At 56.2% G+C, this 25,597-nt stretch carries 22 protein-coding genes; 11 read left to right on the top strand and 11 right to left on the bottom strand.

Annotated elements, in window-relative coordinates:
* The first annotated feature begins 19 nt into the window (after positions 1-19).
* The 6 genes from argB (at position 20) to VLX68_05265 (ending at position 7,095) form a co-directional block, all read left to right on the top strand.
* Positions 20-799 carry an acetylglutamate kinase gene (argB, locus tag VLX68_05240; protein ID HUI91637.1) on the top strand — a complete coding sequence of 260 codons (780 nt, stop codon included), beginning with the start codon at positions 20-22 and terminating at the stop codon, positions 797-799.
* A 49-nt stretch (positions 800-848) separates the two neighbouring features.
* On the top strand, positions 849-2,033 hold the full coding sequence (locus VLX68_05245) for an aspartate aminotransferase family protein (protein ID HUI91638.1): 1,185 nt from the start codon (positions 849-851) through the stop codon (positions 2,031-2,033).
* Positions 2,021-3,259: an alpha/beta hydrolase gene (locus tag VLX68_05250; protein ID HUI91639.1), complete on the top strand. Its 1,239-nt coding sequence runs from the start codon at positions 2,021-2,023 to the stop codon at positions 3,257-3,259. Before VLX68_05245 ends, VLX68_05250 begins: the two co-directional genes overlap by 13 nt.
* Positions 3,260-3,313: 54 nt before the next feature.
* Positions 3,314-4,525 carry an argininosuccinate synthase gene (locus VLX68_05255; protein HUI91640.1) on the top strand — a complete coding sequence of 404 codons (1,212 nt, stop codon included), beginning with the start codon at positions 3,314-3,316 and terminating at the stop codon, positions 4,523-4,525.
* A 301-nt stretch (positions 4,526-4,826) separates the two neighbouring features.
* On the top strand, positions 4,827-5,531 hold the full coding sequence (gene ispD / locus VLX68_05260; GenBank protein ID HUI91641.1) for a 2-C-methyl-D-erythritol 4-phosphate cytidylyltransferase: 705 nt from the start codon (positions 4,827-4,829) through the stop codon (positions 5,529-5,531).
* A gap of 52 nt (positions 5,532-5,583) precedes the next feature.
* On the top strand, positions 5,584-7,095 hold the full coding sequence (locus VLX68_05265) for a hypothetical protein (GenBank protein ID HUI91642.1): 1,512 nt from the start codon (positions 5,584-5,586) through the stop codon (positions 7,093-7,095).
* Positions 7,096-7,157: 62 nt separating this feature from the next.
* On the opposite strand, the gene VLX68_05270 is transcribed toward VLX68_05265, so the two are convergent.
* Complete coding sequence (locus tag VLX68_05270) at positions 7,158-7,814, bottom strand: hypothetical protein (protein HUI91643.1); 657 nt, start codon at positions 7,812-7,814, stop codon at positions 7,158-7,160.
* 34 nt (positions 7,815-7,848) lie between these two features.
* Positions 7,849-9,078: a hypothetical protein gene (locus VLX68_05275; protein ID HUI91644.1), complete on the bottom strand. Its 1,230-nt coding sequence runs from the start codon at positions 9,076-9,078 to the stop codon at positions 7,849-7,851.
* A 332-nt stretch (positions 9,079-9,410) separates the two neighbouring features.
* Here VLX68_05275 and VLX68_05280 point away from each other — a divergent pair, with 332 nt between their 5' ends.
* The 3 genes from VLX68_05280 to VLX68_05290 are packed head-to-tail and all read left to right on the top strand — an operon-like array spanning position 9,411 to position 10,318.
* On the top strand, positions 9,411-9,986 hold the full coding sequence (locus VLX68_05280) for a DNA-3-methyladenine glycosylase I (protein HUI91645.1): 576 nt from the start codon (positions 9,411-9,413) through the stop codon (positions 9,984-9,986).
* Entirely contained in the window at positions 9,971-10,099 is a 129-nt protein-coding gene (locus VLX68_05285; protein ID HUI91646.1) for a hypothetical protein, read from the top strand. Before VLX68_05280 ends, VLX68_05285 begins: the two co-directional genes overlap by 16 nt.
* The gene (locus tag VLX68_05290) at positions 10,100-10,318 is read left to right on the top strand and encodes a cyclophilin-like family protein (protein HUI91647.1); all 219 of its coding nucleotides are present in this window, start codon (positions 10,100-10,102) and stop codon (positions 10,316-10,318) included.
* A gap of 47 nt (positions 10,319-10,365) precedes the next feature.
* Here the strand turns inward: VLX68_05290 and VLX68_05295 are convergent, their stop codons facing one another.
* Together VLX68_05295 and VLX68_05300 are read right to left on the bottom strand one after the other, a co-directional pair.
* The gene (locus VLX68_05295; protein HUI91648.1) at positions 10,366-11,028 is read right to left on the bottom strand and encodes a metallophosphoesterase family protein; all 663 of its coding nucleotides are present in this window, start codon (positions 11,026-11,028) and stop codon (positions 10,366-10,368) included.
* A gap of 3 nt (positions 11,029-11,031) precedes the next feature.
* Positions 11,032-11,349, bottom strand: coding sequence for a hypothetical protein (locus VLX68_05300; GenBank protein ID HUI91649.1), 318 nt, complete (start codon positions 11,347-11,349; stop codon positions 11,032-11,034).
* A gap of 185 nt (positions 11,350-11,534) precedes the next feature.
* Here VLX68_05300 and VLX68_05305 point away from each other — a divergent pair, with 185 nt between their 5' ends.
* Both VLX68_05305 and VLX68_05310 read left to right on the top strand, forming a co-directional pair.
* A complete protein-coding gene (locus VLX68_05305) occupies positions 11,535-13,421 on the top strand; it encodes a T9SS type A sorting domain-containing protein (protein ID HUI91650.1) in 1,887 nt (628 codons plus the stop codon).
* A 219-nt stretch (positions 13,422-13,640) separates the two neighbouring features.
* Positions 13,641-14,138, top strand: coding sequence for a hypothetical protein (locus tag VLX68_05310; GenBank protein HUI91651.1), 498 nt, complete (start codon positions 13,641-13,643; stop codon positions 14,136-14,138).
* 180 nt (positions 14,139-14,318) lie between these two features.
* Here VLX68_05310 and VLX68_05315 read toward each other — a convergent pair whose 3' ends face one another.
* The 7 genes from VLX68_05315 to VLX68_05345 all read right to left on the bottom strand — a co-directional run bounded on the left by VLX68_05315 (position 14,319) and on the right by VLX68_05345 (position 25,553).
* Positions 14,319-15,908 (bottom strand): hypothetical protein, encoded by a 1,590-nt coding sequence (locus VLX68_05315; protein HUI91652.1) that lies wholly within the window; start codon positions 15,906-15,908, stop codon positions 14,319-14,321.
* Entirely contained in the window at positions 15,889-18,408 is a 2,520-nt protein-coding gene (locus tag VLX68_05320; GenBank protein ID HUI91653.1) for a DUF6057 family protein, read from the bottom strand. The genes VLX68_05315 and VLX68_05320 overlap by 20 nt, the downstream gene beginning before the upstream one ends.
* A gap of 114 nt (positions 18,409-18,522) precedes the next feature.
* The gene (locus tag VLX68_05325) at positions 18,523-19,674 is read right to left on the bottom strand and encodes a glycoside hydrolase family 16 protein (protein ID HUI91654.1); all 1,152 of its coding nucleotides are present in this window, start codon (positions 19,672-19,674) and stop codon (positions 18,523-18,525) included.
* Between the two features lie 377 nt (positions 19,675-20,051).
* Positions 20,052-21,002, bottom strand: coding sequence for a ribose-phosphate pyrophosphokinase (locus VLX68_05330; protein HUI91655.1), 951 nt, complete (start codon positions 21,000-21,002; stop codon positions 20,052-20,054).
* 56 nt (positions 21,003-21,058) lie between these two features.
* A complete protein-coding gene (locus VLX68_05335; GenBank protein HUI91656.1) occupies positions 21,059-21,532 on the bottom strand; it encodes a DUF4388 domain-containing protein in 474 nt (157 codons plus the stop codon).
* A gap of 289 nt (positions 21,533-21,821) precedes the next feature.
* Positions 21,822-24,038, bottom strand: coding sequence for a bifunctional (p)ppGpp synthetase/guanosine-3',5'-bis(diphosphate) 3'-pyrophosphohydrolase (locus VLX68_05340; protein ID HUI91657.1), 2,217 nt, complete (start codon positions 24,036-24,038; stop codon positions 21,822-21,824).
* Positions 24,039-24,455: 417 nt separating this feature from the next.
* A complete protein-coding gene (locus tag VLX68_05345) occupies positions 24,456-25,553 on the bottom strand; it encodes a hypothetical protein (GenBank protein HUI91658.1) in 1,098 nt (365 codons plus the stop codon).
* Positions 25,554-25,597: the final 44 nt, after the last annotated feature.

Consider the following 25,597-nt stretch of genomic DNA (forward strand, 5'->3'; position numbering starts at 1 on the left):
AGAAAAAAAGGGAAGTTAAGTGGAAACCGTTTGTATCAAAATTGGCGGCTCGACGCTCGACGCAACGGGCTTTTGCGCGGACTTCGCGAAAAGCATCGCGGCGATTTTGCGGGACTTTTTTCCGGTGATCGTACACGGCGGCGGCAAGGACATCGGCAGGCAGCTCGACCTTCTCAAAAAGGAATACAAATTCGTTGAGGGCATGCGGGTCACCGACGCCGAGACCGTGGGCACGGTGCAGATGGTGCTGTCGGGCGACGTGAACAAACGGTTGGTGAATAGCCTTGAGACCGCGGGCGTGCACGCACTGGGCATAAGCGGCGTAGACTGCAACCTTCTCACCGCGTCGCGCATGACCATCAAGGGACAGGACATCGGCTTTGTGGGAAACATCGATCACGTTGACACGCGCATCATCGACTTGTGCGCCAAAAACGGCATTGTGCCTGTCGTGTCGCCGATTTCAAGGGACAACAGCGGGAATATCTACAATGTAAACGCGGACGTCGCGGCGAGCGAAATCGCAAAGGCGCTGCACGCGGCTCACCTGGTTTTTGTTTCCGACGTGGCAGGGGTGTTGGTTGAAGGAAAGGTTCGGCATACTATAAAAACGTCAGAAGTTGAAGACCTCATTGCCGCGGGACACATCAAGGGCGGCATGATGCCGAAGGTAAGAGGGGCAAAGGAATCGGTGGAGAACGGGGTCAGGCAGGTTCATATTTGCGGATGGAATGGAAAAGACACGTTTAAAAAAGAAATGAAGCCGGACACATCAAGCGGCACCGTCATTATGAAGTGATTCTGGGGTAATCAGAAAAAATCAACCAATCAAATAAAATAAGGAAATCATGGAACATACCGATTATAACGACGTCTTCGTCCCCACCTTCTCCCGGAGCGGCTCGCCGTTTGTCCGGGGCCAGGGCATGTACCTCTACGACGCCGACGGCAGGCAGTATCTCGACTTCGGATCAGGCATCGCGGTCAACGCACTCGGCCACTCTCATCCGGCCATTGTCGCCGCGCTCAAGGAGCAGGGCTCGCTGCTCATCCACACGTCGAACCTGTATTTCACCCAGACGCAGTACGAGCTCGCGAAATTGCTTTCCGCGAAAACCTTCGGCGGCAAGGTGTTTCTCTGCAACAGCGGCACCGAGGCGATCGAGGCGGCCATCAAGTTCTCGCGGAAATGGGCCAGCGCGATTTCGAAGGACAAGTTCCATATCCTTTCCTTTTACAAGGGTTTTCACGGCAGGACCTACGGCGCGCTCTCGGCCACGGCGCAGGAACATTTTCACGAGGGGTTCGGCCCACTGCTCGAGGGTTTCCACTATGCCACGCTCAACGACATCCCCGGCACGAAGGCAGCTCTTGACAAGAACGACTTTGCCGCGATCATCGTGGAGCCGCTGCAGGGCGAGGGCGGGGTCAATCCTGCGGCAAAGGAATTTCTGCAGTTTTTGCGGGACTATGCGGACCAGAAGAAAATCGCGCTCGTCTTTGACGAGATACAATGCGGCATGGGCCGGACCGGCACGCTGTGGTGCTGCGAGCAATACGGCATTGTCCCGGACATCCTCGCGGCCGCAAAGCCCCTGGGCGGCGGACTGCCGCTCGGCGCCGCGGTGTGCAGGGAGCACATCGCCGCGGCCATATCCCCGGGAAACCACGGCACCACGTTCGGCGGCAACCCGCTGGCGTGCGCGCTCGGCTGTGTGACGCTCAGCATCATCACACAGCCGGTGTTTCTCTCTAATGTCAAGAAGAACGGCGAGTTGCTGAAAAAGGGCCTTGCTGGCATCGCCGAAAAGCATCCCTCCATAAAGGAAATAAGGGGCATGGGACTTCTCGTGGGCGCCGAAATGGAGAGCGATCCCAAGGAGCTTGTGCCGCAGTGCAGGGAAAAGGGCCTTCTGGTGATCAAGGCCGAGCACAATACGATGCGGTTCATGCCGCCGCTCATCGTTGAGGAAAAAGACATTTCAACGGCGCTTTCTATTTTCGAGCGGGTGCTTGTCGAATGCAAGCTATAACCGCACGGATCATTTTCGTGTGCGCATGCGCGGCGCTGTTTTTTGCCGCGCAGCCCTGCCATGCCGCGTGCTCGGGAAAATACCTGTCGCCGGTGTTTTCTGGTCTTGACACAACGCGAGACCTTGTGTACGGTAAAAATATCGACCTGACCGGTGCCATGGACACCCTGCGCTGCGACGTGTACCAGCCCCGGGGTGACACCGCGCAGAAGCGGCCGCTCCTCGTGCTGATCCACGGCGGCGCGTTCATCACCGGCGACAAGGCCTCCGACGATGTGATACTCAGGCTGTGCGCCGAGTTCGGCCGCCGCGGCTATGTCACATCGTCGATAAATTACCGGCTCGGCATCGAGTCCATCACGGCGCCCAAGGCCGACTATTTTGAGCGTGCGAATTACCGCGCGGTGCAGGACGCCAAGGCCGCGGTGCGGTTCTTCAGGGCTCATGCAACCGACTGGCGCATCGACACGTCACTGATCTTTGAAGGCGGCACGTCGGCGGGCGCGTTCACCGCGATCCACCATGCCTATCTTGACCAAAGCGAAGTTTGGACCGCCATAGACACCTCGGCACTGGGAAACATCGAGGGAAACAGCGGCACTCCCGGCTACTCGTCGCGCATCAGCGCGGTGATCAACTGCTGGGGCGCCATCGGCGACACGTTGTGGATGAACCGCGGTGACGCGCCCGTGATTAGCTTCCACGGACTGCAGGACAGCGTTGTGCCGTATGATACAGGCAGCATTTTCTGGGGATACGGTCTTAACATCCTCCACGTGTACGGCAGTGCTCCCCTGTACCGCCGCGCGCAGCATGTGGGCATCTACAGCGGCCTGCGGCTCTTCGACGGCACCGGCCACGGTTTCCCGGCCATCTCGGCCGACATGGACACGACCGTGACCATGATCAGCGACTTTCTCGGGGACATCATCAATTGCGATTCGGGAATGGCAGGGGTCCGCTTCGCGCCCGTCCAAGCGCCCGACGGACGACCCTTGTGGAGGATCAGGACATCGGAAAACACCTATGCCTTTATCCGCGGAGAGCCGACCGACCATCTGCAGATGGTGGATTGCGCCGGCAGATCAATTCCCCTGACTTTTATCCGCAACGAACGCGCGCGGATTCTGATTCCCGTCGGAACTTTTGCAACGGGAATGTATTTTATAATTGACAAATCAAACAAAGATATTATTTCTGCGCAGGTGTTTCTGCGCGGTAGATAGGACTGGCATCCACACGTCGTCAAGCATCATCATTATACTTTGAAAGGCTCTCCCATGAAAAAAGTCGTCCTGCTCTACTCCGGCGGCCTCGACACCTCCATCATGATCCCGTGGCTCAGGGAAAACTATGACTGCCAGGTCATCGCCATGTGCGCCGATGTCGGGCAGGCGGAGGAAACAAGCGGCCTGCGGCAAAAGGCGCTCAAAACCGGCGCATGGAAATACTGCCAGGAAGACCTGCGCGAGGAATTCATCACCGATTACATCTTCCCCACGCTGAGGACCGGCGCGGTGTACGAAGGAAGCTATCTGCTGGGCACGAGCTTTGCCCGGCCCATCATCGCGAAGCGCGCGGTCGAGATCGCGCACCGGGAAAATGCGCAGGCCGTGGCGCACGGCGCGACGGGCAAGGGCAACGACCAGGTGCGGTTCGAGCTCACCGTGATGGCGCTCGACCCCACGCTTGAGATCATTTCGCCGTGGAAGGACCCCAAGTGGAAGCTCCGCTCGCGCGAGGACTGCCTCGCCTACGCCGCAGCGCGGAACATTCCGGTTTCGCAATCGAAAAAACGGATTTACTCCGAAGACCGCAACATCTGGCACATCAGCCACGAGGGCGGCGTGCTCGAAGACCCGTCGCGGCAGCCGCCCGACAACGTTTTCACTCTGTCAAGCACCATCGAAAGGGCGCCCGGCAGGCCGCAGTATGTCACCGTGGGGTTCGAGAAGGGCACGCCGGTCTCGATGAACCAAAAAAAGTTATCCCCTGTAAAGCTCCTCACCGAGCTCAACCGCATCGGAGCCCTGCACGGCGTGGGCCACGCCGACATGGTGGAAAACAGGCTCGTGGGAATCAAGTCGCGGGGCGTGTACGAAACGCCGGGCGGCTCCATCCTTTATGCCGCGCACCGCGAGCTCGAGCGGCTCGTGCTCGACCGCGACACCCTGCATTTCAAGGAAGCGGTCGCCCTTAGATACGCCGAGCTCGTGTACTACGGCCAGTGGTTCTCCAAGCTGCGGGAATCGCTTGACGCGTTTGTCAACAAGACGCAGGAAAACGTTTCCGGCTCGGTGAGACTCAAGCTGTACAAGGGAAACATCTGCCCGGCGGGCGCGTCTTCGCCGAAATCCTTGTATCTGCACGACCTCGCCTCGTTCACCGACACCGATTTCTACGACCAGAAGGACGCGCGGGGGTTCATCAGGATTTTCGGGCTGCCCATGAAGGTGGCGGGGATTGTGGAAAGGGGAAAGAAAAAAAAATAACCGCAGAGACACAGAGGCACAGAGAAACGGTGAAGAGTGAATAGTGAAGAGTTAAGAGTTATTGATGAGGACGGATTTTTTTGTTTGAATCACACCGCTCGCGGTGAGGCGAGTTTACCCTGAGCTTTAAGGAGGGGAACCCTGGGCGTTCATCCTTCGACTGGCTACGGACAAACGATTAGCATCTATCAAATGGCAGAATTAATAAAAGACACATTAATCTAATTTTTACTGACCGGTGATTGCTGACAGCTGAAATCTAACTGGTGACCGCTGTACTCAGATCGCTGGATTAATAATCATGAAAAATGACTACATTGACTGCATTATCGTCGCCGCGGGAAGCGGGAAGCGCCTGGGCGCAAAAACCCCCAAGGCATTTGTAAAGCTTGGCGACAGGCCGCTGTTCGTCCATTCACTCCTGACGTTCTGCCGCCATGGTTCGATGAACCGGATTATTCTCGTCGTTCCATCAGATATGATCTCGCGGGCCCGTCGCATCATAAAAAAGTGCCCTGTCAAAAAAGAAATCGAAATTATACCCGGCGGCGAACACCGTTGGCAGTCGGTGAAAAACGGCGTGGACGCTTCGCGGGCGGAATGGGTCATGATACACGATTCTGCGCGTCCGTTCGTGTCGCCGGAAATCATTGACTCGGTGATTGCCGGATCGCAGAAATATGACGCCGTCATCGCCGCGACGCCCGAGGTTGACACGGTCAGAAAATTCACCGCTGACCGCGCAGGTGACACACTTGACAGAAACGAACTGGCGCGCGTGCAGACGCCCCAATTGTTCAGGCGCGCCAAACTGATCGAGGCGCTCGGCCACGCGGCATTTTTCCCCCTTCCCCCCACCGACGAGGCAATGCTCATGGAAGCGTCGGGAATACCCGTGGGCATCGCACCGGGCGACCCGCTCAATTTCAAGATCACCGCAAAACAGGACCTCACGCTCGCGCAGGCGCTGTGGGAAAAGATCAATCGCCTCCGCAGGCGCTCCTGAGTCCGCGCTGTTTTCCCCCATGTTAAAATCGCATTGAAACCGGAGACGCACCTTGAAACCAAAAAAATTGCTGCTTGTGCTTCTTGCCTGTTTTGCCGCGGGCCTCGCGTCCTGCGGAGGCCAGGTGCTGAAAAGAATCCACACGAGCCCCGAAGAGTACCTGCTGAACGACCTGAGGTCCAGGCGTATCCTGATGTTCGGCGATTTCGGGCACGGCCAGCCCCTTCCCTATTATTCCCTTGTCCAGCTGCTTAACAAATGGGTTTCATTGGCAGCGAAGGACGCGGATGTCGACCGGAAGATCGTTTTGGTACTTGAAAGGGACAGCGCGCAAATTGCGTTGATAAAGGATTTCATCAGGACCAATGATCCGAAGCCGCTCTTTCAATCCACGGTGCTTGCCCCACACGGGACCATGGAAGGCATGGAATTCCTCTGCGACCTGAGGCGGATCGCCGTCAGGACCGACAGCCTTAACGCGCATGCGCCCCTGCAAAAACAAATCACGCTTGAGCTGTTCGGCCCGGAAACCACGCCGGAATACGGCCGCGATCTACCCGACTACAAGCTGACGATCGCCCAATCCGATTTCTTCTTCCATGCGCGCGACAGCCTGCTCGCGCGCGCGATCACCGGACATCTTGCGAACCGCGCCGACGCCAAGGCGGTCATCTTCTACGGAAACGGCCACCTGATCAAGAACTTTACAGACAAGAACATTTACCATCTGCGGTACGCGACGAACACCATGGGATATTTCCTGGCATACTATCTGAAAAAGGCATACGGCGACGCGCAGGTGCTTTCCGTCAACCAGGTTCCGTTTGATCCCCGCGCCCACCCGCTCAAGCCGCCGGCCGCCAAAAAGGTCGGAACCGGCGATTTCTTCATCGAGGGCGCGCCGCTGCGGGCGATGCGCCTGCCCGCCGACCGGTACGACGGCAACGTGGCGCGCACCAAGCCCGCCGTTTACGCGCACATCCTGAGCGCGGTCCATTCGAGAATGGTGCTTGACGCATGCATCGCGCGGATGGACTCCGCCTGCCGCGACACGACCGGCGCGCTCTGGAAGGAGTACCTGGCCGCCATCAGGAGCCTGCGCTACCTTTGCGGAAAGGACTTCGGCATGCCCGCGGATCCGGAGCCGTGGTTCAAGAGCAGCCAGCCGGCCCTCGTGCTGCAGCAATGGAAAGAATGGGTCGGCGCCAACGGCGGCACAATCGCCGGCAGGCTTGACACCAGGGAATTCAGGGAAGAAATGGAGAAAATGTATTTCAACGGTTTTAGCAGCCCCAATGTGAGGGCCGAAATGATTTCCATCGGGTTCGACAGGGCCATCTGGGATTCGTCGGGATTCTCCGAGACCCGCTGGAACGAAAAGGTCTGGCCCGAGGCCATAGACCGGATCAAAATCATCAATGCAATCGGACAGCTCTGGTTCGGCGACAGCCTCGAGCAGTCCAATGCGCGCGGGTTTCTCGTCCAAACCACGGGGCAGGATTTTTCCGAACCGGACTTGTATCTCAAATGGTTCAGAAGCCGCAAGGAAGGTGTCGCCTACTGAGAACGGTCCGGCCGGAGCCTTATTGAGTTCGCTCTTTGCAATGAATTTTTGATTACATCAGGCTAGGGCGCCTTGGGAGGCGTATACGGTTCCAAATGCCGCACGGGCCCGGGCGAGCCGATGGGCTGGATCTTCGGCTTGAGCGAATCGGGCAGGCTCTCAAACTGCTTCATCGCCATCCTGATGAGCGGCCTGTACTCGATGGTCTCCGACAGTCTCTCGCCGTTTTCCCTTGCGTCAAGGTATGCCCGCTGGTCCTGGAGCGTGACGAGGATGACGGGCGCGTTCCCCTTTTTATAATTCGTTTTTTCCCCTTTGTAAGGTACCACCTCCGCCTCCACGTATCCGGGATCGATGTAGTATATCGTATTGAGGAGCTCCTTGCGTATCCTCGAAAGCGCGGAAATCTCCTTCTTGGCGGTGTCGATGTTGTTGTCGATCCTGTTGATGCGCTGGTTCGACCCGCCGTCCCAGAGCTTGTTTTTCATGTCGGCCACGTCGTTTCTCAACAAGAACAGCTGCTTGCCGATCGGCACGAGCTCGCTGTCGAGCGGCGCGATGATCGTTTCATACTCATTCGGGGCGGCAGGGACCGGTTTTTTCATGATGGCGGGGTTTTCGTAGCGGTGGATGCCGCAACCGGGCAGGAAAAAGATGATCAAACTGAGATTGACAAGCGGCAAGACAATCCTTTTAGCGGTTAAAAAAGTGTGAGCCATTGATTCATCCATGATCATCATTGAGGAAAAAAGATTACGGCACCAGCAGCAACAAAACATAAGGAACCAGCGCCTCACCCACCAGCACCGGCATCACCACCCGCCGCCACCTCCGCCCTTCGGAGAAATGATACAATGGAACGCAGAAAAAAACAAGCAGCGCGGCGAGCGACGGGAACAGAAACCTGCCGTCGGCGTTGTCCCAGTGCAGGTTGTAATTGATGTAGGCCGCGATGTTGAGCAGCAAAAGGCTGGCCAGGAATATTTCCCATAAAGCAATTTTCTTTTTGGAGACCATGTATGCGGCGAAAAGCGCCGCGTTGGCGAGCACGGCGGCCGCCTCGAACCACAAGAAAGCACCCACGGCGTGCGACGCGGGCACATGCTGCATGGGGAACCAGAAGCAGTACAGCGCGAGCTTGAGAAAGCGGACAAACTGGCGCGGCGTGAAAAGAAAGAACTGCGGCGGGCCGTTCCCCACGCCAAAGGCGAACAGCGAGCCGTACACGCCGAGGTTGCGCAGGTACCATGGTCCGGCAAGAACAACGGCGATGCCGAGCGCGGCGCAGAGTGAAAAAAGCCATTGAACGTTGCGCGACACTAACAGCCGGTATATAAAAAGCGCGATGATGACAGGAAGAAAAAGGATGAGCGAGGTCTTCGTGAGCATGCCTATTCCCAGCAGCAGACCCAAATAGACAGCAATCCGCCGCAATTCCGGTGCGGGCATTTCCTTTCCCAATCCGCACAGGCGGATAATTTCAGGGGCGATCAGCAGTGCAATGAGCCAGCTCATTGCGTCGTTTGACGCGACGGAGCAGAAGTAAGCATGGACCGGGAGGAATGCCGTGAACAGCACGGCGCCGGTGCCGACGCCGGCGGGAAAAGACAGCGCCGTAAAAATTCTTGCTATGACAAGCAGCGACAGCGCCCCGAAAATAAACGACAGCAGCCGGCACGCAAGGAGGCTGTGGTTTCTTCCGACCACGAGCTCGAGCGCGGCGCCGAGAAGGTAATACGCGGGCGCCTGATAGTATTCGAACTCGTTTCTGACAAACGAGTCGGTTTCGCGCGCATGGTGGCGCTGGACCGGAAATTCCCTGTGCTTCGCGAGGTAATGGACGTAATTGAGGTGCGAGGCCTCGTCGTTAAGACCTTCGAGGCGAAAGGAAACCGTCTGCGTGGGCGGAAGAATAAAAACATAGACAAGCCTGATGGCCAGAGCGGTAAAAACCAATATGCCTGTAATCAATTTTGAGCGCATGCGTTTTTTTATATTTGATGAACTTTATGGCTCCCACCTAAAATATGTTTTTTCCGTGATATTAATCAGCGTAAATGGATAACGAATGTCACTCCCGCGGACGCGGGAGTCCAGTCAAAAATTCAAGCATGGATTGGTAAGAGAACCCAAACTCCATTAGTCATGCATGCGGTCACAGTCGTTTTCCCGCTTTCGCGGGAATGACACTTGCACCATATGTCGCTTATTGAACAATGAAATTTTTTTTCTTTGAATCAAGCGGCCATCCATTCATCAATTTCATCAGATCAAAATAGTGGAAATGCCTGTCATCCGAAGCGTATCTTAATGACATGAAAAAAGAACCGATACGGTGCTCGTGGGCCGGCATGGACCCTGTTTACCTTGACTACCACGACAACGAATGGGGCATGCCGGTCCACGATGACAAGAAATTGTTCGAAATGCTCATCCTTGAAGGGTTTCAGGCCGGCCTGAGCTGGATCACCATACTCAAGCGGCGCGGGAATTTCAGGAAAGCGTTTGACAATTGGGACTGGGTAAAAATTTCAAAATATACCCCAAAAGACATCAAGCGGCTCATGGCGGACAAGACCATCATCCGCAACAGGCTTAAAATCAAATCAGCGATCAACAACGCGAAACGGTTCATCGAGGTCCTCGGGGAATTCGGCACGTTCTCCGATTATATGTGGCGTTTTACAAACGGCAAGACCGTGCTGCCGAAGCGGCCGTACAAAACCTGGAAAGACATACCTGCCCGGACGCCGCTTTCAGACGCCATGAGCGCCGATCTCAAAAAACGCGGCTTCACCTTCGTGGGCCCGGTCATCTGCTATTCGCACATGCAGGCGGTGGGAATGGTGAACGACCATGTTCAGGGATGCTTCAGATGCCCGAAAAGATAATCCTCGATTTCGGATCGCTCGAACTGCGCGCAGAGCTTTTTGACCTGCCGGTGTGCGGTGCGCTTGTCAAGATCCTTCCGGCAACGGTCGAATTGACCGCCTGGGGCGGGTAATTGTATGGAACGATACCCATTTCCCGTGATGAAAAAGGGAAACTCGTGCCGTCGATTCCTCCGGGCGGAATCGCCTACAGTCATCGAGGATCTTACCTGTGCATTTTTTTCGGCCAGACGCCGGCATGGCCGGTGGAGCATATCGGAAACATTTTAGGAAATGCTTGGAAGAAGCTTAATGAAGTGGATATTGACAAGGTGATAATCAGAAAAGCATGAGGGATTTGCATTATGCCGGTGGAATATTTGATCCGGCAAGACCATCATCAAACTTTCTTCAAGACAACATTCTTCACCCTTCCACCCTCTACCTCGATCACCGCATAATTCCCGCTTTTAAACGCGCCCGGATTCACGATCGTCGTATCACCTATTACATCAACGCCCCGCGACTCGTGAATATGCCCGGTGACGCACAAAAAGGGCTTTTTGACTTCAATGAAATTTCTTATTTCCCTGCTGCCGACATGACCGCCGACCCACGCCTTGTCAACGTTGGTGGCATAGGGCGGCTGGTGCGAAAGAAAAATGAATGCGCCCGGTTCACAAGACGCAAACGGTTCCTGATCAAGAAAACGTTTAAAATCCGCCTCTGCGAACTCGTTCGGCGTTTTTCCCAGCGGGGACGGCAGCGACCCGCCGATGCCCGCAACGGGTATTCCCTTGACGCTTGCGATTTTCCTGTCTATGCCGTAAACGGTTTCAGCGAGCGCGGCGCCCGCTTCGGGTTTATCACAGTTGCCCGCCACGGCGTAGAACGACGGGGAATATTTTTTTATTTCGTTGATCACGGCAAGCATGGCTTCCCTGCCGCTGAAATGCGTGATGTCGCCCGCTGCCAGAACGGCGTCGGCCGCGGCAAGTTCTTCCGCAATCGAGGCGAGTGAAGCGGTTTTCGCGTGGATGTCGGCGAGGACGAGCAGTCTCACGGATCAGTCTTTTTTCAGCTTTGCCCAGAGAAAGCTTATGATGCCGAGGACAAACAGGCACGCCAGCGCGGCGATGCCGTAGCCCGCTGTTTTGGAGCGGCGTTTTTCCTCAGGAGTGCGGTAGGTGAATTCGGGCTTTGGAGTTTCTGCTTCTTTCGGCGCGGCGCCGTGTACCTGTTTTCCGGCCTTGCCGCCGCCGGCGCTTTCCTTTGAATGGGCGATTATCTTTTTCGCCAGCATCTCGTCGGCATTGGCGCCGAACACCTGGCGGCCTTTTTCTTTTTTGGTCGATCCGGATGAAGTTGATTTTCTGCGGTTCATTGAAGTCGCCTCCAGTAAGAAAAATAGTATTGATTTGATGGGTTCGAGAGAAATTTCAATGATAAAGTCAATTCTTTGATGATATATTATACAATATAGAAGCAGTTCGTCTCGCCCGATCGAAAATATTTTACATTACTAACGATGGTTTTCCAATCAGCCATAAAGAAAAATAAGGAGCTGTCGTGAAAATCCAAAAATCATTCATCATCGTCGCCCTGCTTGTCCTGACTTCCCTCGCCGGCCAGCTCGGCATCAACATCAGTCTCCCCGAGCGCGGAGGCACCTTTGTCGATATCGCGAAGGAGAATTACCGCTGGACCAAGGTCGGCACGGGCGCCGACCTCGCCACGGCCGACGTTGATTCGTCGGGCTGGCCCGCGTGCGACGCCAATTTCGTGCTCGACCTGCGGCCGGTGGCGGAGTGGGCGGGCACGGTGGACGACCCGGCGTCGTACCATCTCGACCTGCGCGGAACGTACAAATGCGGCCTTACCGGCCGCGCGAGCGTGCGCAGCACGGGCGAGGGAACGGTGCAGAACCTCGCGTATGACTCCTTGTCAAATGCCACAACCTTTGATTTTGTCATTACCGACGCGCCCGCGCCCGGCGGCGGGTTCATCTGTCTTGAGTTCACCGGCACGAAGCGCGCCCCGGCGAGCGCGGCCGGCAGCGGGTTCACGCGGTTTGTCATGAGCCATCCGGGATATCCGTTGGGCACGTCCAAGGTTTTCACCGACAATTTTCTCGCCGCTCTCTCGGGAATAAATTTCGCCGCGATACGGTTCATGCCGTTCACCAACCCCAACGGCATTGACCCCGCGTATCCCGGCACCACGCCGTGGAGCAAGCGCAAGCTCGTTTCCGACGCGGGACAGACCGCCATCGCGCCGATCGGAAAGCCCGACGGCGGAGCGTGGGAATACGTGATCCAGATCGCGAACACCGTGAACAAGGACGCGTGGATCAACGTGCCGATCTCTGCGGACGCGGGCTACGTGCGCCGCCTTGCGCAGCTGTTCAAGGATTCCCTCAAGTCAAGTCTCAACATTTACGTGGAGAGCAGCAACGAGGTGTGGAACACGGCGCCGGGCTACGAACAGACCGCCTACAACCAGGCCTGGGCCGCCGCGCTCGGGATCACCGAGCAGCAGAACCACGCGCGCCGCACCGTGTCGCTCGCCATGACCTTCGACAGCGTGTTCGGACCCGGCGCGCTCAACAACCGGGTGCGCGTGGTGTTGTGCAGCCACAAGCCCATGCTCAAATGGTGGGTGGAGCCCATGTTGCAGTATGTCAACACGGCCTTCGGCCCGCCGAAAAACTACCTCTACGCGATCGGTTGTCAGACGTATTTCACGGGCGGCGTTGACACGGGAGAAAGCGTTGCCAAAATCCTTTCCGACTGCCACGCCGACATCCAGAGCCAGATCGACGAGACCGGCCAGGTCAACGAGGCGGGCCGCATGCAGTGGATCGCCCAGGCAAAAACGTGGAGCCTCGCCGGCGGCTTCGTCTCCTACGAGGGCGGGCCCGACCACGGCGGCGGCAGCACCACCAACATCGCCAACCGCATCCTTGCCGAGCGCGACGCGGGCATGGGCGAGCTGCTCAAATACAATTACGACACGGCGTTCCTCGCCCTGGGCGGGCTGCTCGCCATGCAGTTCACCCTGAGCAGCGGGTACAACCGCTACGGGTGCTGGGGCCTCACCGACGACATTGCAAATCCGAACCGCAACTACAAGTACGCGGCGATGAAGTCCATTGTCGGCGGGCCGCAGGCGGTGATCAGCCCGAAGGCGCGGGAAATCGCGCCCGGTAACTTGACAATATCAAATGCCCGCCGCGGCACGGCCGTTGTCAGGGCCGCAATTAAAAGCGGCCGTGAGGCAACACTTGATCTGTTCACGGCGTCGGGAAAAATGGTGCAAAAATATTGCCGGACGGCGCAGGGATCAGACGGAAGCGAAATCGTGTGGAACCTCGGCATGCTTTCGCCGGGTTTGTACCTACTCCGATTCTCCAGCGGAAGCACCCATTTGGAACGGCATGTTGTTATAATGAAATAAAGCGTTGGACCCTTTTCTTGGCGAAGCCGGTTTCTGAGGAGGCCGTGGTGCGAAAGCGGGCATCGATGCGGCGGTGAAACAAAATCAGTAAAACCGCTGTCTAACTTTTGTATGGTAAAAGAAGCACATGCTGCAGGGGTCGGGGCGCAAGCGCAAAAACCTGACTCATCTCAATCACCCCCGTGCGTATACGTTTGGGAACACACCGGCGCGCATGCGGTGCAAACCACGCTTGAAGTGGTGCCGGGCCGGCACGTTAATGTCACGGTTTCCATCGACGGGCCAAACGGAATCCGGGCGCTGCTCGTCACGCACCTCGATGCCGGCCATGTTTTTTTTATCGACCTGCTGTCGAATGTCAGCGACCGCATCCTCTACTACAGCGGCCTCGCCGCCTACATGGTCAATCTCGCCATCCAGACGATACGGCCGATGTATGCCCGGCCGCAGGAGGTCCTGCTGTTCGGACGCGTCGCGCATGACGACGGCGCTCTCGAAACCGGCATTGATTTCTGGAAACGTTTTGGCGCCTCGTTCATTGTGTTCAAAGATGATGCCGTGGCCCAACTTTGCGGTTCGCTTTCCGACCTGCATACCGTTGATGACGGCCTCATGATGGGAGAATTTCCGCAGCTGGTGCCGCTGGACGCCTTTTCGCGCGCGCAAACCCCGTCGTGCTCCCCGGTGAACGCGGTTGTTTTTGCCGGTAAGAAGTGAGCGCCGGATCCCATACGTCAATGTGATATTTGCGCGATCACGTGTGTTTTTGGGAATGCCCGACTGAGCGATGCCGCCACGTTAACGTTATGTGCGGCATTTTGCGGCGGCGGTGGCCGGCGGCCGGAGAGAGACTCCTTCCGCCAAATCAATTTCTCTTATCTTTATTGGAAACGCCCATTAACGTCCCTGTTCGCCCGGAATCCTTCCGCCCTCTTGCTTCGAAGCTTCACTCGCTTTTTCATTCTTTTCCACGTCCAGAATTGCATTGACCAGATCTTCGGTGGGGTAAGGATGCGGCTCGCTCAGAAACGCTCCGGTGGTGAAAAGCCTGAGGTCGGTCTCGGCGGCCATGGGGTCCTCCTGCGGCAGTTCCACGGCGCGCCTGCTCTGGCCGTTCGAATCAACATAAGCAAAGTAGAGCCGCGTAAACATAATGTCCCTGCGTTTTGAGCCGAACATGATCCAGCGGTCGTTGGCCGACCAGCGCACCATCGATTCGGCCTGCGGGCTGTTACAGGCCATTGCGCTGTAGGCGCGGGTCCTGGTGTCCATGAGATACATGTCGGCCTCGGGACAGTTGATGGGAAACACGCCGTAGTCGGTGAGGAAAAACACCACGAACCGTCCGTCGTTGGAGGCGCTCGGCTGCAGGCAGCTTTTCCCGGTCTGCCGGGCGGTGAGCAGCGTTTCCGGTTCCCCGAACGTTCTTGTCGCCCCGTCATACGAAACCCGCATGAGGTCGTATTTCACGTCTTTGTAATTTTCGGGCAATACCCGTTCTTCCTTCAGCTTCGGCATGGGCCAAATCACGGGGCACCGCGAAAAATAAAGATATCTGCCGTCGCCCGACCAGTTCGGCCACGTCTCGTTGAAGTCCGGCGTTGACAATTGCGGAATGAACCTGATCTCGCCCGTCGCGATGTCGTACAGGCCGAGGTCCGCCGAATATTCGAACTGCAGCCGGTCGTCGTTGCTCTTGTTGCCGATGAACGAGAAAAAGCCCATCTTGACAGCCGCGAAAGCCATCACCGTGCCGTCGGGATGGATGCTGGTGAGGGAGATGAGGCCGCGCGGCGTCATTGATCGGGTCTCGAACCGCACGGTTCCCTTGTGCATGATGACCATGCCGGGCCCACGGTCGTGGGAGCGCCTCACGTGAAACAGCATGGTCTCGGTCCGGTCCGCTCCCGAGGTGTGGCAGTTGATGCAGTAATTCCTGATCTGCCGCCGGTGAAGCAGGAGCCGTTCGTCGAAATTCTCGATGTTTCGCTGGTATAATCCCATTTCGGGATTCGGGTTGAAGAACAGCGTGGAGAGTTTCCGGTAGGTGCAGTAAGGGTCTATTTTTTCCTTGGCGATTTCATTGGTAACGGAAACAAACCGCGTCCATTTTTTTTCCTTTTTGACATATATGTCCATCCGATATGATTGGCCTGCGTTGCCGGAGAGCAGCTTTTTCCATTTACCGAAAGGAATTTTGACCGCCGGCGTTTTCGAGGCGACTGCAAAGGGTTCGCCAACCTGCCCCATGAACTGTACAAAGTATGCGTCCGCCGGCTCCTCAATCAGGAAATTGAGCGGCGCGATGTTGGGAGGGACGGTGACGTTGGTATAATCTGGCTTGATCCGCGGCACCGTGTAAACCACCTCGCATGACCGCAGGTCGGGTTTCGGCGGAACAGACAATAAAAAAAACAGGATGCCGCCGGCCGCGGCGCCGATGCAAAGAAGCAATAAATATGCTGTTTTAATCTTTATTGTTTTCATTGTTCCGCATCGATTCCAGGTATAGATCCAGGTAAAAATAGGTATTCCGGAAGCCGTACACCGCGTCGAGGGGCGGCGCATTGGGATCGCGGTTACGGAAGGCGCCCATGAACCTGTCGTACAAGAGTTTTGTGGCCGGCTCGATGGCAATCGAATCCACTTTGAACTGCGGCGCACCGCTCATGTTCATCTGCAGATATGCCTGCTGGTAAAGCCGGTGGTAACCGGGCACGTTCAGATCGTTTAGCAGATGTAAAGAAGAGGCGAGCTTCTTCTCCCTGAGGAACAGCAAATTATAAATCATCCAATATTCGAAGGCCATTCTGTTGCCGGGATTGTCCTTGAGGAGTATTTCGAGCAGGGCCAGGACATTAGTGTTGTTTCCCATGAGCTGCCTGCCCCTGAAGGCCTGCTCCCGGAGCCGTTTGATTTCCGGCGCGGCCGGCCCGGATGCCGGATTGTCAAGATACCGCTCGTACGGTTCCGCCCATGCGGCGCATCCCGGCTGTTGTTCCAAGGCCCTCAGAAACACCCGCGCCGTGTTCGGCTGGTCTTTCACGCAATGGATTTTGGCCAGCAGAAGGAGAATGAGGGGATGTTTTGCCTCGGCCAGGATGTTGTACGCCTCCTCCTCCGCCGGCGATATCAGGCCGAGCTCGAGCCATGTCTCGACATACTGCAGGCGAACATGCGCGTCTTCCAAGCCGGGAAGAACGTAATTCGGATTCTGGGGGATCATGAAAAAATCGTCGCTCATCCGTCCGGTTTGAAACAGCGCGCGGTTTATGTCCATTCGGACATTGGCGTTCAGCGATTTTTCGCCCAGATACCGCGCCTCCCAAAGCACCTTGTCCCATTGTCCGGTCCTCGCCATGTAATTGAGACGGAACCTGGCATGCCGTTCGAAATCAAAGGTGACACCGGCAGCCACCAACCCTAAGACAAGAAGCATGAGCAAACTTGTGATGGCGACGCCGGACCGCTTTAAGGGACGATCCAGGAAATCAGACAAAGCGGTTGTAAAACGCAATGGCGGTTTTTGCTCCCTTGCCGGAATGACCAGGCCCTTGTCTAAGTGGAATTTTCTCCAGGAAATTCCCCAACCGGCGACAACCATGAGGAGCGGAAAAAACTGCATCATTCTCAGGACACAGGGCCCCTCATTGGTTTCGGCATGCAATAAAAACGGGTTAAACGGAATCAAGGCCTGCGTCCATGCTTTTTGTGCAATAAGGGTAATAACAAATGACAGCGCGAGTGCCGTGATACCAAGAATCATGATCCGCACCGGCTTTTTATTCAGGTGCCATTCACCGAGGATGCACGCCGATGCAAAAATGAGAACATAGGCGCCGAGAAAATAAGTTGTCAAGAGGGAAAGCAGAAAGAATGCCACAAACCTGATCGCAGCGCGCATCCGTGAAAACCGGAAGTAAATCAACAATGAAACGGATAAAGAGAGGATGATCTCGATAAAAAACAGAACCCCATATCCTACAGGTGCATTGGTCATGGTCGCTTCGTGGATCCAGAGCCGGGGGCCTGTAACGGGTATCAGCGTCAAGTAGGCGTGAAGAAACCTGTCAAGAAGAAAACCCGCGCCGACAAGGGCGGCGGCCGCACAAAACAGGGTCCCCGAGCGCCACGAAAAAGCGCCCGCATCCGGGGCGTCTTCCGGCGTTCTCGCAAGTAAACTCACCTGATCCGCCCGTTTTATGATCCACGAAAGCAGCATGGAGAAGGGAACCGAACAAGCGAAACCGTAGAGGGTGATATAATCTTTTGTGGAGCAGTCATACCATAAATAATTCGAAAGCGAGTTCATTCTCGGAAGCCCGGTGGGCCAGACAACCAGGCGGGCCACGGCCGGAATGCAAGCGCTCATGACGACAATGAGCGACACTTTCAAAATGGATTTCCCGGCAAAGATTTCATGAAGAAGACAAATGGCGCAATAGATGAAAAAGACATTTTCTCCGACAAAATAGACCACTGCCGCAAACACAATGAAAACAGGGACTCGTATCATCGACGATTTGGGCAAATTGACATAGAGGACACTGAGGGCAAGCGCCAGGAAAAAAGGAAGCAGATTGGCGTAAATGAAATCATGTTCCAGGGGCAATGCAAGGATCATCAAAACCGGGAGATAAGGAATTGCCTTTGCTTTCGCGCCGGTCGTCGAGGATGCCAGAAGTGTCGTGATCCAGAAAAGGCAAATGCCGCAGACCGTAAAAAGCGCCGGCCCGGCCCATCCGAAGACAAGATAGCGCAGGATGAAATCGGCGCAGAGCAGGCTCAGCTGGCACGGCGCTTTCCACAGGTCGATCAGCAGCACCTCTTTCTGGGTAAAAAGATGAAGGTCGCCCAACGTCGTGTGGGCAAAAAAGCGAAGCTGCGGATCAACAATGAAATAAAAATAGAGGAAATAAAACGTAAAAAAAACTATGTGCGGGATGGCCCGTGAATAAAGAGAATTTTGCGCAGGATTTTTCAACATGTAATGTACCGTCCGGAATTCCTTGCCTTTAAAAATAGGGCGTGCTCGCGAAAAGGGGATAAAAAAAATAGCCCGGATTTTTTCCGGGCTATTTTCTTGATAATAAAAGAAATGTTATCTTGTTGCCACGTATTTCTGAGACTGCCAATTGCCGTTATCAAACAGCCGCACCACATAGGCATTTGCCCCGACGGCAGGCAGCGCCTTCAGCGCATTTTCTCCCTTTTGCATTGCGCGGACCTTACTGGTGTAATCGGCAACCAGTTTCCCCCTCAGGTCATAAACCTTGAGCTGAGCGGCCGACGGGTCCGCAAGAACGAATGAAGACGGCTTCGGAGCGTGATACCTGAAATCATTTTTAACACCGATGGTTGGTGCGTTCCTCTGGTACACCCTGACATAATCGACGTCCATGTGCGTCGGGAATATTGAAGCGTCGATGTTCTGTCCCTGGTACGCGCCGCCCACCGCGACGTTGATGATCCAGTAGAACGGCGAACGAAACGCCACGGCATTGTCTGGTGTAGTAATGCTGGGGGTGGTGAATTGCGCGGAGGGGTAATTCGGGCCCCAGAACAACGTGTCATCGAAATAATATTTTACATAGGTTGTGTCCCACAGAACCCCATAGGTGTGGTAGCGGTCGGTGAGGGCCGTGGGATAATTATGCTGGCAGCTGTGATAGCTCGGTGCGCCATTGATGCCGTAGTGGCAGCATGCGATGAATTCATCGTCGCCCGCAACCGCCGGCACCGGCTGCGCCGCGTTTGCGGGTACGATGCAGGAACAGGTTCTCTGTTCGTAGAGTTCCATCTCGCCGCAGGTGGGCCACGCAACGCCGTGCTGGATGCTGTTGCCCAGGAGCCAGCATGCAGACCACAGACCAGGCCCATTCTTTCCATTCATTCCTTGCGGGCATTTAAGGGCCGCTTCAAAATAACCGTAGGTAAATATCTTCCTGTCATGGGTGTCGATTCGGCCGGAAGGATAAACACCCCCGCGAACGGGAACGGTTATTTTACTTTTGGACCAAATCTTCAAGCTGCCGTTGCTGACTTCAATGCAACTGTCAACGTATTTCTCCTGTTCTGCGTTGTACACCGGCCCGGTATCGCTGTACCAGGAACTCGTATCCAGCTTGGTGCCGTTGAATTCGTCGGACCATACAAGTCCCATTTTCAACGTATCGGTAACATTTTTCGGCAAGGCGAAGACGCTCGCCGCACAAACAAAAATCATCAACACAAGTTCACTAAATCGTTTCATCAGTCCCCCTTTTTAAATTAAATTGGGTTTATCTTTGGTGACGGAAATTCATAGTAAGGCAAAAAGAAACTTAGGTTTTTTAACGCTTGAACCGTTTCGCTTAAAAAACGCTTACCTCGTCTATCTAATTGAATTTGCTAATTATCCTGGCCCGTCAATCGCATTTCAAATCGGTTACAAAGCAGTTATAGGAAAATATAGCACTTTTTGATAAAAATGCAAGAAAAAAATGGTGCATTTGCAAAGCCAAATCTGCCATTAATTAAAGTTCGGATATTGGAAAATGATGGTTAATGAATTAAAAATAAGATCCTCATTTTAAAATAACCGGAAATTGGCAGCTTACGCTAGCAGCGGATCTATTTGCAGTAGTTTGTCTACATCGTCCCAAACAACCCGCTTATCGAGCTGCCCCGGTTGCTGTAGACAATTGCCTTTGCAAAAAGCTCGGAAACCGAAAGCACCACCATTTTAGACATCCGCTTTTCAGGGGGAATGGTCACGGTGTCGGTGACCACGAGCCGCGAAAGCGGCGATTTGCCGAGCCGCTCCACCGCTTTTCCGGAGAGCACCGCGTGCACGCAGCTCGCCTCAATCTCCTTGACGCCGAGTGATTCCAGCGCCCGCACCACCTCGAGGATGGAGCCGCCCGTGGCTATTTCGTCGTCGAAGATGAGGGCGCGCTTGCCTTTGACCTCGCCGATCACGTGGTGGACCTTCGCGCATTCAGAATCGTCGTCTCGGCGCTTGTCGAGGATGGCAAGCGGCAGGCCCAGGTTGATGGCATATATGCCGGCGCGCTTCGCGCTCCCGGCATCGGGCGCCACCACCACGCTGTTTTCGATGCCCGCCTTTTCCTTATAATATTTACAAATGAGCTTTCCGGCAAGCAGGTGGTCCACCGGAATGCGGAAAAAGCCCGCGATCTGCGGCGAGTGCAGATTCATGGTCATGACGCGGTCGGCGCCTGCGGTCTCGAGCAGGTCAGCGATCAGCCGCGCCGTGATGGAAATGCGCGGCTCGTCTTTTTTGTCCGAACGCGCATACGGGTAGTACGGCAGCACCGCGGTGATCGAATCCGCCTTTGCATGCTTGATCGCGTCGATCATGATGAGCATCTCCATGATGTTCTCGTTGACCGGCGGGCACGACGACTGCACCACATACACATCCTTGCCGCGCACGCTTTCGAGGATCCGCACCTTGATGTTCTCGTTGCTGAACTTGATGATCTCGCACTTTCCCGGCGCGATGCCCGCATGCCTGCAGATTTTTTTGGCAAGTTCGGGGTTCGAATTGCCGGAAAAGATTTTAAGCGTGTCCTTCATGGTCTGTCGCCTCTCAGGAATATTTTTTAAAGGAAAGTATAAAATACTATCTCAGATCAGGTTCGGCCAACACCGTCACCGCCCGCCTTCCTTGTTTTCCGCGCGTCCCACTCAAACGTGATGTCCATGACCGAGTCCGAAATCAGGCGCGGCTGGGAAATGTGTTTTGGCTCAAAGTAAAAATCGCCGTCTTCAAGGTCGAGCATGGCGAACACCGCCTCGCGCTTGGTGAAATTCCTGTAGAACGCGTCCACCACCTGGCCCTTGATGAAAATAAGATACCCTTTGCGCCTTCCGCAGTAGATGTGGAGAATGCCCTCGCGCCTGCCGATCTCGAGGAACTGTATCGCGTCAAGCAGATGGGTCTGCCGAAGGTTTCCCTGGAATGCAAACGTAGTCTTATAATGCTGCTCCTCCTTGACCTCCCTTGGCCGCAGGAAGGAAAAAAGGAAAAGCAGCCCTACCCCGCCGCCCACGCCGGTGATGAAGCCGGTGGAGAGAATAACGATGGTAAGGGCGTCCAAAGTCATGATAATAAAATAGTAAATGCGAAAACAAGTTGACGGGTTGACGCGTAAACGAGGTGAGGGCGTGGAGGGTTACAAGTTTAGAAGTTGAGTTGTTGGGAAGGTGAGGAGGTAAGAGTTTGAGTGTTAATTTTTATCGGAGTGGAGCGGCCTAACAGGTTGTTGAAAAAGCCGTTTTCTCGCCGTCGGTCCAAGGGTGCGCCCAGCGGGAGGTTCGGGCTTGCAGCGGCTGGTGCCCCGCTACACCCAGGAGAGACCCCGCCCGCCGGAGGCCGAGGTTGGAATATTTTTTTCACACGTCTTCCTTCTCCGACAAATCCTCCCGCTCCTTTGTCCGCACGATCTTCTCGATCCCCTTAACCTTCTGGATTCTCCTGAAAATCTGCTTGAGCTGGTTCTTGTCGGAAATCTCTATTGTAAATAATGCGTTCGCCTGCTGGCCCCGCGTGCGGATGCTGCCGTCCGACACGTTGACGCCGAGGTTCGAAAATATCTCCGACACCTCGTGCAGGAGGCCGGGCCGGTCGCCGGCCGTGATCTGCAGCGACACCGTGTATTTTTTCGCCTCGCCCTCGTCCCAGCTCACCTGAACCTTGCGTTCCTCGTCGTCGGAAAACAGCGGCACGTTGGGGCAGTCGGTGCGGTGGATGGCGATGCCGCGTCCCCTCGTGACGAACCCCGTGATGGGATCGCCCGGGATCGGGTTGCAGCATTTCGCGAACCGCACCATGAGGTTGTCGGAGCCGCCCACGAGGACGCCGCGCACCCGGTTTCCCCTGCGGAAGGTGCGCACGATGCGCGACACCATCGCCGACGGCCCGAACCGCCGCACGTTCCGGTTCTGGACAAATTCAATGACACGGGCCGCGGGGAGCTCACCGGAGCCGATCATCTCGTAGAGCCGGTCGAGCGTGTTGACGCCGAGCGACGACAGGATCGCGGGCGCCTGTTCGATGAACGCGCCGGTGCGGTTGATCTTCTTGAGCTGCGCGCCCACGATCTTCTTGCCGAGCTCGATGCTCTCCTGGCGGCCGGCGCTCTTGAGCCAGCGCCGGATCCGGGAGCGCGCCTTGGCGGTTTTTACCTCGCGCAGCCAGTCAACCGAAGGTTTCTTGTTGACCGAATGCAGCACCTGCACGGTCATGCCGCTCTTGAGCTCCTTGCTGACCGGCTCTATCTTTCCGTCAACCTTTGCGCCCATGCAGTGGATGCCGAGGTCGGTGTGGACCGCGAACGCGAAATCGAGCACTGTGGCGCCCTTGGGCAGCGAGATGAGGTCGCCCTTGGGCGTGAACACGAAGATCTCGGCGTGGAACAGGTCGATCTTGAAGAACTCGTAGAACTCGGTCGAGTCGGTGAGGTCCTTCTGCCAGTCGATGATGTTGCGCAGCCACGACAGCGAGCGGTCGTCGCGCGAGACCGCGGTGCCGCCTTCTTCTTTGTAAACCCAGTGGGCGGCGATGCCCTCCTCTGCCACCTGGTTCATCTCCCACGTGCGGATCTGCACCTCGATGATGTTCCCCTTTTCGCCGAATACCGTGGTGTGCAGCGACCGGTAGCCGTTGGGCTTGGGCGAGCTGATGTAGTCCTTGAATCGCTCCTGGATGGGCTTCCACATCGAATGCACCACGCCGAGCGCAAAGTAGCAGTCGCGCACCGTGTTGGTGATGATGCGGATGGCGAGCAGGTCATATACCTCCTCGAACGGCTTGTTGCGCTGTATCATCTTGCGGTAGATGCTGTAGAAATGCTTGGGCCTGCCGATGACCGTTGACTCGATGCCCTCCTCCTTGAGCCGACGGCGCAGCGGCTCGGCAAGAGTCTCGATGAGCACCTCCCGCTCGCCGCGCGAGGCGACCACCTTTGCCACGATCTCCTTGTGCTCGGCCGGGTAGAGGTATTTGAACGCGAGGTCCTCGAGCTCCCACTTGATTTTCGCCATGCCCAGCCGGTGCGCGAGCGGTGCGTAGATGTCGAGCGTTTCGGCAGCCACCTGGCGGATCTTCGCGGGCTCGAGGTAACTGAGGGTCCTCAGGTTGTGCAGGCGGTCGGCGAACTTGATGATGATGACGCGGATGTCCTCGGCCATGGAGAGAAGCATCTTGCGGTAGGTCTCGGCCTGGCGCTCCTCGCGCGATCGCAGCTGGAAGCGCTGGATCTTGGTAACGCCCTCGACGAGCAGGAGGATCTCCTCGCCGAACTCGTCGCGGATCTTCTCGCGGGTGATGGAAGTATCCTCGAGCACGTCGTGAAGCAGGCCGGCCGCGACGGTGACGGAATCGAACTTCTGTTCGGCGAGGATGAGGGCCACGGCCACCGGATGCGCCAGGAACGGGTCGCCTGACTTCCGCTTCTGGTCGCGGTGCGCGTTCCACGAAAATCGGTACGCTTTGTCAACGAGCGCGGCATCGACCTTGGGGTTGAGCTCCTTCACCTGGCCGCAGAATCCCGCGGCAGCCTCGTCGACGGCGGATAGTGTCGGGGGGAAGACGTGCGAAGACGGCTCCATTGTTTTTGCCCCTTTACAGCCTGCGTCTCAAGAAATATTCGTCGATCCAGGTGTAAAAATTCTGTTCTTGTAACAGGTATGATTCCAATATAACTCATCTGGGGATAATTTTCTATAATTTATCAACAAGGGCAATTTATAGGGCGGGCAGATGGTAGGAAGGGGCAAGAATAATCATCCCCGAAGAAAGATTAAAAAGTAAGCAAAAAAACTGGGCGCGGCGTGCTCTGGCTGCGGCTTTTAATGAGTCCCTTCTGAATCGGTACCTCCCCGCAGGCCTCCTGCGCCGATTCGCATTTGTCATTAAGCGACTTCCGGCAGGCCGACTCGGAATTGTACTACTCTGGGGCGCAGCAGCCGGCATAAAAAAAGTGAAATAAAACCGCAGCAATAAAGAGTAAGTTTTTCATGCCGTCCTTATCGTTTTACCGGCATGGCGTCAACGCACCGTTCAATGGCGTCGATGGTCGAACCGTCGGGACGGCTTACATACCCCAGACCCCTGCTCGTCGCGGACTCCCGGCAGTATGTGCCAAGTTCCGCTTCCTCGAACACGCCCACCGCGGACGTGCGCAGCAAATCGGCGAGCTCGAACAACACGGTGGGCCCAGCGACCACGAATTCCGATTTGGAAATAACGGCGGCGCTGCGGGCCGCCGGCAGGTCCGCGAGCAGCGGCAGGTTCCGCTCGCCGGCCCACGCCGCCGCGTCTCCCCCCGGTTCACCGTGTGAAAACAGCCAGCACACGAACGGTTTTTTCTGCAGCATGTCAAGGAGTGACTGCGTCCACTGCCTGCCGTGGCGGCGGTAAAAATACGCGCCGTCGATGCCGATGAGCCGCGCCGCGAGCGGCACCTTCATCTCGCGCAGCATAAGCCCCGCCTCATCGGCAGCTTCCCGGGTCACGCTCCAGCGCGCCTTGGGCCCCGAAGGAACCCCGAGCATGGCGGCAAGAAGCATGCTCCGGTCCGTGAGATAGGTGCGGCACGGCGCGGGATTCACATGCAGGTTGAGGAACGGATAGTCTCCCGCGCCCTTGATGCCGATGCGCACCTGGGCCGCGCTTTTGCCCGCGCAGTAGAGCAGCGAAAGGTCGGGATTCGGCTCGAGCATCAGGCACATGTCGAAGCGCCCGGCGCTTATTTCTCTTCCGATCCCGTCGAATTCCCTTGAAAAAAGATAACGGTCCGCCGCGTCGTATTCCATGAATTTCGAAACGGTGCCGAGCGTTTTGAAAAACGGCGCCACCCGTTTTTCGCACAGCGCCACCAAATGCGCGGCCTTGAAATGCGCGGCAACCGAGGTGAGGCACGACACCTGGTGGAGCGCCGCAAGCGGCTCTTCGGGAAGAATGACGAGGATGCGCGGGAGGGGGCCGCACGCGTAGGGAAATTCAAACCGCGGCGCCTTGTATTTCCGCGCCACGCTCCATTTGAGCAGCGACACCATCGCGGCGTCGGGCAGGAAACTTGATAAAAAGGATTTGAAACTTCCGAAAAGCTTTGATTTTCTCATGCGCGCATATTACAATGTCTTAAGGGTCAAACGCCGCCCCGCTT

The sequence above is a fragment of the Chitinivibrionales bacterium genome, from assembly GCA_035516255.1.
Taxonomy (GTDB): Bacteria; Fibrobacterota; Chitinivibrionia; order Chitinivibrionales; family FEN-1185; genus FEN-1185.